The following is a 6,752-nucleotide window of genomic DNA, read 5'->3' as shown; positions in this document are numbered from 1 at the left end:
GCGGCGCGAGTCGCTGCTGTCCGGTCCCGAACAGCAGCGCAGGCGCACGCGCTCGCTGATGCGGCTGTCGCTCCCCCCGACGGCCGTGCGTCAGCTGGGCCGGGCCCGCAGGAGGCTGCGCGCCCTGCGCGCCAACTTGCGCGGCACGCTGACGTCCAGGGAGTGACCGATGGGGCGCACCCCGGGCGCGGTCAGGCCCAGGGCGGCGATCCGCTTGCGCTTGAAGTGGCGCAGCAGGTCGCCCTCGTACTCGCGCAGGTATGCGGCGGTCTCCTCCCGCAGGTGCGGGTAGGCGGCGGCCTGCATGCAGTAGCCGATGGCGCGGACCAGGGGAGTGAGGTCCTCGGCGTAGCGCTCGGGGGCGATGGCCGGGGCCTGGATCTCACCGGAGTCGAGCAGCCGGGGCATGGTGACGTCGGCGATGGTCACCGGTATGCGGTTGCTGTTCTCGTACGGGGTGAGCCGCTCCAGCATGAGCTCGGTCCCCATGGTGGCCACGGGGATCCCGTAGATCTTGTCCGCGGTGCTGAGCGAGGTGGAGAAGCACCCCACGACCAGGTCGGGCGCGGCGCGCTCGAACCAGGCCTCCACCGGCAGGACGCCCTCCAGCAGGCGCAGCCGCACCCCCGCGGCCTCGGCGGCCTCCCGTACGGTCCTGGTCATGGCGGGGGAGTGGGCGGGGTGCGGCTTGTAGGCGATCGACCGGTACCCGGCCCGGGCGCAGGCGGTGACAGTGCGCACGGACATCTCCGTCTCCTCCTCCTCGGCGAGCAGGTCGATCGCGGAGAGGTACTGGCCGACGAAGAGCGCGGAGGGACCCTCGCCCGGGGGGTCGATGTCGGCCGTGGCCGCCACCTCGGCGACGACCCGGCGGAACGCCTCCGAGGGCACGAGGACGGATTCGACGTCGTGTTCGCTCAGCACCAGCGGCTCCACGCCCGGGACCAGCTCCATGTGGACGAGGCGCTCGATGCGGGTGGACAGCTGCCGGGGCAGGGTCGTCCGGGTGGGGCTGTAGGACATGAGGCCGTCGGAGTAGACGGTGACGCGGGCGTCGTCGAAGAGCCGGGTCAGGCTCCGGGCGGGGTGCGAATGGATCGACTCCACGATCAGCTCGGGCGGCTCCCGGTCCAGGCCCAGGTGCTCGCCCAGCAGACGGCGGATGAGGGCCTGGTCGGCGTCGTGGGCCTGCCAGCGGGCCGGGTGGTACGGGTGGATGAGCTCGTTGTAGGAGACGACCGCGTCGAACCGGGTGCGCACGGCGTCGAAGCCGGGCGTCTCGTCCAGGCGCGGTGCGATCTCCGGGTTGTCGGCGCAGTCGGCGGTCAGCAGGATGCGGCGGTGGCCGTCGAACACCCCGGCGTCGATCGCGGCGGCCAGGTGCAGGGCACCGAAGAACTTGGTGATGACGAAGATCTGGGTCATGGGTCTACCCCCGGCAGGTCGTGGTCGTGGTTCCGGGCCGTGCGGTCACACGGCCAGGGGGCGGGAGGACCCGGCCAGGATCTTGCGGAGCCTGCGCTCGCGCTTGCCGCCCATCTCGCGGATCGTGGCGTCCACGATGTGCTGGGCGGGCAGGGAGGTCAGCAGTTCGCGGCCGCGGGAGAACATCTCCTTGCGGTCCTGCGGGGAGAGCCGGTCGCCCTTCTCGGCCTGGTTGAGCAGGATGGCGCAGAAGGTGCGGACCGCCTTGGGCAGGAAGCGCTCGGCCTCGCGGTCGGCCAGGACGTCGTCCAGGACGGTGCGGAAGGCGTCGAGGAAGTGGAGCTGGCGGCTGTCGCCGATCTGGGTGAGGGAGCCGGCCAGCCCGCGCCGGTAGAACAGGCCCAGGACGGGGATGCGGGCATAGGACTCGGCGCGCAGGTGCAGGCGCCAGGCCCAGGGCTGGTCCTCGCAGGTGTGCAGGGCCGGGTCGAAGCGCATCAGTCCGGCCTCGACGAGGCGCCGGTGGTAGATGCCCGCCGAGGTGAACGGGTAGTTCACCATGCTGGCGGTGGTCGCGGGGAGGATTCCCTCCCGGGGGTCCAGGGCCCGGTTCACCCGGCCCTCGGGAACGAGGTGGACGGACCGCTGGCGCCCGTTCACCTGGACGTGGTCGGTCTTGGCGAAGTCGACCCCCAGGCGGTCGGCGGCCTCCACGACCGTCGGCAGGTAGCCGGGGGCGAACCAGTCGTCGCCGTCCAGATAGGTGACGTAGCGGCCGCTGGAGTCCGCGACACCCTGGTTGCGCACGGAGGACAGCCCGGTGGGTGCCGGGTTGCGGAGCATGCGCAGGTTGGGCAGGCGTTTGCGGAAGTCGTCGACGATGTCGGGGGTGGTGTCGGTGGAGCCGTCGTCGATGACGATGTACTCGAAGTCGGGGCGGTCGTTGCGTACCAGGCTCGCGAGGGTGTCGCCGATGTAGGGCGCCACGTCCTTGGCGGGGATGATCACCGACAGGGCGGTCACGGGGTACTCCTCGGCCCGGGGACCCGTACGGGTCCCCGGGCGCGTGTTCGGTGGGGGATGGGCGGGATCAGACGGTGGAGCGGCGCAGGCGCTTGCGGGGCTCCTCCTCGCCGGGGAAGACCTTCTTGACGCCGTCGCCCAGGGCCTGTTCGACGACGCGGATGTCGCGGACGAGGTTGCGCAATCCGGTGGGCTCCAGGGAGGCGGCGTGGTCGGAGCCCCACATGGTGCGGTCCAGGGTGATGTGGCGCTCGATGGCGACGGCGCCCAGGGCGGCCGCGGCGACGGAGATCTGGAGGCCGCGCTCGTGGCCGGAGTAGGCGACGGGGACGCGGTAGCGGTCGCGCAGGGTCTCGATGGTGCGGAGGTTGCCCTCCTCCGGCGGCATCGGGTAGGTGGAGGTGGAGTGCATGATGACGAGGTTGCGGGCGCCCAGGATGGTGACCGCGGCGTCGATCTCGTCCAGCGTCGACATGCCCGTGGACAGCAGGATCGGCTTGCCGGTGGCGGCCAGGGCGCGCAGCAGCTCGTGGTCGGTGATGGAGGCGGAGGCCACCTTGTGCACCGGGACGTCGAACTTCTCCAGGAACTCCACGGACGGCACGTCCCACGGGGAGGCGAACCAGTCCAGGCCCACGGAGTCGCAGTACTTGGCGATCTCGGTGTACTCGGCCTCGCCGAACTCGACGCGGTGCTTGTACTCCATGTAGGTCATCTCGCCCCAGGGCGTCTGCCGGATCTTGTCCCGCTGGTCGAGGGGGACGCAGATCTCGGGGGTGCGCTTCTGGAACTTGACGGCCTGGCAGCCGGCCTCGGCGGCGACGTCGATCAGCTGCTTGGCGATGTCGAGGTCGCCGTTGTGGTTGATGCCGATCTCGCCGATGACGTACACCGGGTGACCCGGCCCGACCAGGTGGCGGCCGATGCTCAGGCCGGGGATCTCCGCCCGCAGGTGGGCGGGGGCCAGCGCGGTGCCGTTGCTCATGTGGCGTCCTTCTCGTTCATGTCGTCCGTGGGAAAGTGCGGGTCTGTGGGGGAGTGCGTGTCCGTGCGCTGCGCACGGAAGTTCAGGGCGTGCTCGCACAGCTCGCGCACGGCGCCGGATCCGCCGGGGCGGGTGAGGACGAGCCGTGCGGCGGCGAGCACGTCGGGGTGCGCGTCGGGGACGGCGACGGGCCAGCCGACCAGGGCCATGCACCCCAGGTCGTTGACGTCGTTGCCGAGGTAGGCGACGCGCGAGGGGTCCAGGCCCTCGTCGGACAGCCAGGCGGCCAGGGCGGCCCGCTTGTCGGAGAGGCCGTGCAGGACGGTGACCCCGAGTTTGTCCGCCCGGGCGCGCACGACCGGGTTCACCTCGGTGGACAGGATGTGCACCCGCACGCCCGCCTCGCGCAGCAGGCGCACGCCCATGCCGTCGGAGCGGTTGACGGTGACGGATTCGGTGCCGTCCTGGGTGACGGTGACGGTGTCGTCGGTGTGGACGCCGTCGAAGTCGGTGACCAGGGCGTCGATGTCCAGGGGTGCGGTCTCGGGTGCGGCGATGGGGGCCAGGGCGCGGGCCAGGCGCAGGTCGTCGGGGGTGTCGATCTCGAAGGCGTGCAGGTCGGGGACCTCGCGCAGTTCGATGCGGCCGAAGAACCGGTGGGCGTGGGTGCGGAACCCGGCGGTGTCCACGACGTAGAACGCGCCGGTCTCGCGGTAGTGGGGTTCGCGGTCCTGGCGGCGGGGCCGGTGGGTGTGGGAGTGGTTGACGCCGCGGGCGCCCTCGGGGCGGCGGGCCCACAGGAAGGCGTGGGTGGGGACGGCGGAGAAGACGCTGTCGGCCTCGCCGGTGGTGACGCGGGTGATGGCGGCGTCGAGGTCGGCGGGGTCGATGAAGGGGCTGGTGCACTGCACGAACACGGTGACGTCGGGGAGTTCCCCGGCCGTCTCCAGGGTGTCCAGGGCCTGGAGGAGGACGGCTTCGGAGGAGACGGTGTCGCCGCCCAGGTCGGTGGGGCGGTCCAGGACGCGGGCTCCGGCGGCGCGGGCGGCGGCCGCGATGGCGGGGTGGTCGGTGGACACGACGGTGTCGGTGATGTGGGGGGTGGTGAGGCAGGAGCGGACGGCGCGTGTGATCAGGGGGATGCCGCCGACGGGCTCGATGTTCTTGAGGGGAATTCCCTTGGAACCGCCCCGCGCAGGAATGATCGCGGTCACACGCAAAACACAACTCCAGGGGTCGATGAGGGATGGAACGGGGGAGACGAGGGGGTACCGGGTTCCAGGGCCGATTATGCCATTCGGTCCGATGGGCGCTTCTTATTTATCGCACGGGCCCGCCCCGGCGGTTCGGTGACCATTCGCCTACGTTCGGCTACGCTGCTCTGGCAAGGGGTTTCGTCGGACGGCGCCGGTGGCGTCCGAGGGCTTTCCGGGTTTACCGCGGAACTGCGGGGATGTTTCGTCGGGGGTTCTGCCGACGCCGGGCGTCTAGTAACACTCCTTCAAGGCTTCACCGGTTTACGGGGTAGGCTGATCCGTTATATTCGGCGGCTTTCGGCCCCGCGTAAGGGTCGCCGCCGTCGGACATTTTCTTGATGTGACATGCGCCACTGCGCGTGTGCGGGCCCCGTGTGGCCGGGTGCGGAAGGGGGGGCGGGAAGGGCTCGGGAGGGCCCGGGGGAGGGCTCGGCGCGATTGACCGAACCCGGTTCTAGTGCGTGGGTCACATCCTCTGTAGAGTGCGGCCCATGGATCTCAACGGAATCTCCGCCCTCGTCTCGGGCGGCGCGAGTGGCCTCGGTGAGGCCACCGCCAGGGAACTCGCCTCCGCCGGTGCCACCGTCGTCATCGCCGACCTCAACGCCGAACGCGGCGAGGCCATCGCCAAGGAGATCGGCGGCGTCTTCGTCTCCACCGACGTCTCCGACGAAGAGCAGGTCAAGGCCGCCGTCCAGGCCGCCGTCGACACCGGCGCCCCCTTCCGGGTCGCGGTGTCCTGCGCGGGCATCGGCTGGGCCACCCGCACCGTCGACAAGTTCGGCAACCCGCACGACCTGGCCAGCTACCAGAAGGTCATCCAGGTCAACCTCATCGGCACCTTCAACGTGCTGCGGCTGTCCGCGGCCGAGATCGCCAAGACCGAGCCGGTCAACGAGGACGGCGAGCGCGGCTCCATCGTCAACACCGCCTCCCTGGCCGGCATCGAGGGCCAGATCGGCCAGATCGCCTACTCCTCCTCCAAGGGCGGCGTCATCGGCATGACCCTGCCCGCGGCCCGCGACCTCGCGGCCGCCGGCATCACGGTCAACACGATCGCCCCCGGCATCCTGGAGACCCCCATCTACGGCGAGGGCGAGGCGTCCGAGCAGTTCAAGGCGCGCCTGGCCGCCCCGGTGCCCTTCCCCAAGCGCCTGGGCACCGCCGCCGAGTTCGCCAAGCTGGCCCGCACCCTGCTCGAAGTCAGCTACATCAACGGTGAGGTCGTCCGCATCGACGGCGCCCTCCGCATGCCGCCGAAGTAAGGGGACACCGTGTCCGACGAGGTTCTCTACACGGCCGAGGACGGCGTCGCCGTCATCACCATCAACCGGCCCCAGGCCAAGAACGCGGTCAACGCCGCGGTCGCGCGCGGGATCGCCGAGGCGCTCGACGACCTCGACTCGCGCAAGGACCTGACGGTGGGCATCATCACCGGCGCGGGCGGCACCTTCTGCGCCGGGATGGACCTGAAGGCCTTCATGAAGGGCGAGGTCCCGCTGGTCGAGGGCCGCGGGTTCGGCGGCTTCGCCGAGGCCCCGCCCAAGAAGCCGCTGATCGCCGCGGTCGAGGGCTACGCCCTGGCCGGCGGGTTCGAGGCGGTGCTCGCCTGCGACCTGGTCGTGGCGGCGGAGAACGCGAAGTTCGGCATCCCCGAGGCCAAGCGCGGCCTGGTCGCCGGCGCGGGCGGCCTGCTGCGCCTCCAACACCGCATCCCGCGCAACCTGGCCATGGAGTTCGCCCTGACCGGCGACTTCGTGGACGCCCCGCGCCTGGCCGAGCTGGGCCTGGTCAACCGGGTCACCGCCCAGGGCGGTGCCCTGGAGGGGGCCAGGGAGCTGGCCGCGCGGGTCGCCGCCAACGGTCCGCTCGCGGTGCGGGTCTCCAAGCAGATCATCACCGAGTCGGACGACTGGTCCAGCGCGGAGATGTGGGAGAGGCAGAACGAGCTGGCGGGCCCGGTCTTCGTCAGCCAGGACGCCATGGAGGGCGCGGCGGCCTTCGCCGAGAAGCGCGCCCCGGTGTGGAAGGGCGAGTAGCCCGGCCGCCGGCACAGTGCCGAG

At 71.3% G+C, this 6,752-nt stretch carries 6 protein-coding genes; 2 read left to right on the top strand and 4 right to left on the bottom strand.

Annotation, left to right across the window (positions count from 1 at the left end; genetic code table 11):
• Positions 1-90 precede the first annotated feature (90 nt).
• From ACJOT3_RS12025 to ACJOT3_RS12010, 4 genes are all read right to left on the bottom strand, one after another.
• A complete protein-coding gene (locus tag ACJOT3_RS12025; RefSeq protein WP_406971947.1) occupies positions 91-1,425 on the bottom strand; it encodes a polysialyltransferase family glycosyltransferase in 1,335 nt (444 codons plus the stop codon).
• 45 nt (positions 1,426-1,470) lie between these two features.
• Positions 1,471-2,448: a glycosyltransferase family 2 protein gene (locus ACJOT3_RS12020; protein ID WP_406971945.1), complete on the bottom strand. Its 978-nt coding sequence runs from the start codon at positions 2,446-2,448 to the stop codon at positions 1,471-1,473.
• Between the two features lie 67 nt (positions 2,449-2,515).
• Positions 2,516-3,433, bottom strand: a complete 918-nt coding sequence (locus tag ACJOT3_RS12015; protein WP_406971943.1) for an N-acetylneuraminate synthase family protein — start codon at positions 3,431-3,433, stop codon at positions 2,516-2,518.
• Complete coding sequence (locus ACJOT3_RS12010) at positions 3,430-4,647, bottom strand: cytidylyltransferase domain-containing protein (RefSeq protein ID WP_406971941.1); 1,218 nt, start codon at positions 4,645-4,647, stop codon at positions 3,430-3,432. The genes ACJOT3_RS12015 and ACJOT3_RS12010 overlap by 4 nt, the downstream gene beginning before the upstream one ends.
• 533 nt (positions 4,648-5,180) lie before the next feature.
• Between ACJOT3_RS12010 and ACJOT3_RS12005 the strand changes: the two genes are divergently transcribed.
• Both ACJOT3_RS12005 and ACJOT3_RS12000 read left to right on the top strand, forming a co-directional pair.
• Positions 5,181-5,954, top strand: coding sequence for an SDR family NAD(P)-dependent oxidoreductase (locus ACJOT3_RS12005; RefSeq protein ID WP_406971939.1), 774 nt, complete (start codon positions 5,181-5,183; stop codon positions 5,952-5,954).
• A 9-nt stretch (positions 5,955-5,963) separates the two neighbouring features.
• Positions 5,964-6,728 (top strand): crotonase/enoyl-CoA hydratase family protein, encoded by a 765-nt coding sequence (locus tag ACJOT3_RS12000; RefSeq protein WP_406971937.1) that lies wholly within the window; start codon positions 5,964-5,966, stop codon positions 6,726-6,728.
• Positions 6,729-6,752: the final 24 nt, after the last annotated feature.

The sequence above is a fragment of the Nocardiopsis protaetiae genome (genome assembly GCF_045446735.1).
Classification (GTDB): Bacteria; Actinomycetota; Actinomycetes; order Streptosporangiales; family Streptosporangiaceae; genus Nocardiopsis; species Nocardiopsis protaetiae.
Note: the sequence above shows the minus strand (reverse complement) of the source record. Positions and strands in the feature narration are given on the sequence as shown.

Excerpts from the sequence above, each read along its gene's own strand:
- ACJOT3_RS12005 (WP_406971939.1), top strand. The coding sequence starts at position 5,181 with ATGGATCTCAACGGAATCTCCGCCCTCGTCTCGGGCGGCGCGAGTGGC.
- ACJOT3_RS12015 (WP_406971943.1), bottom strand. The coding sequence starts at position 3,433 with ATGAGCAACGGCACCGCGCTGGCCCCCGCCCACCTGCGGGCGGAGATC.
- ACJOT3_RS12025 (WP_406971947.1), bottom strand. The coding sequence starts at position 1,425 with ATGACCCAGATCTTCGTCATCACCAAGTTCTTCGGTGCCCTGCACCTG.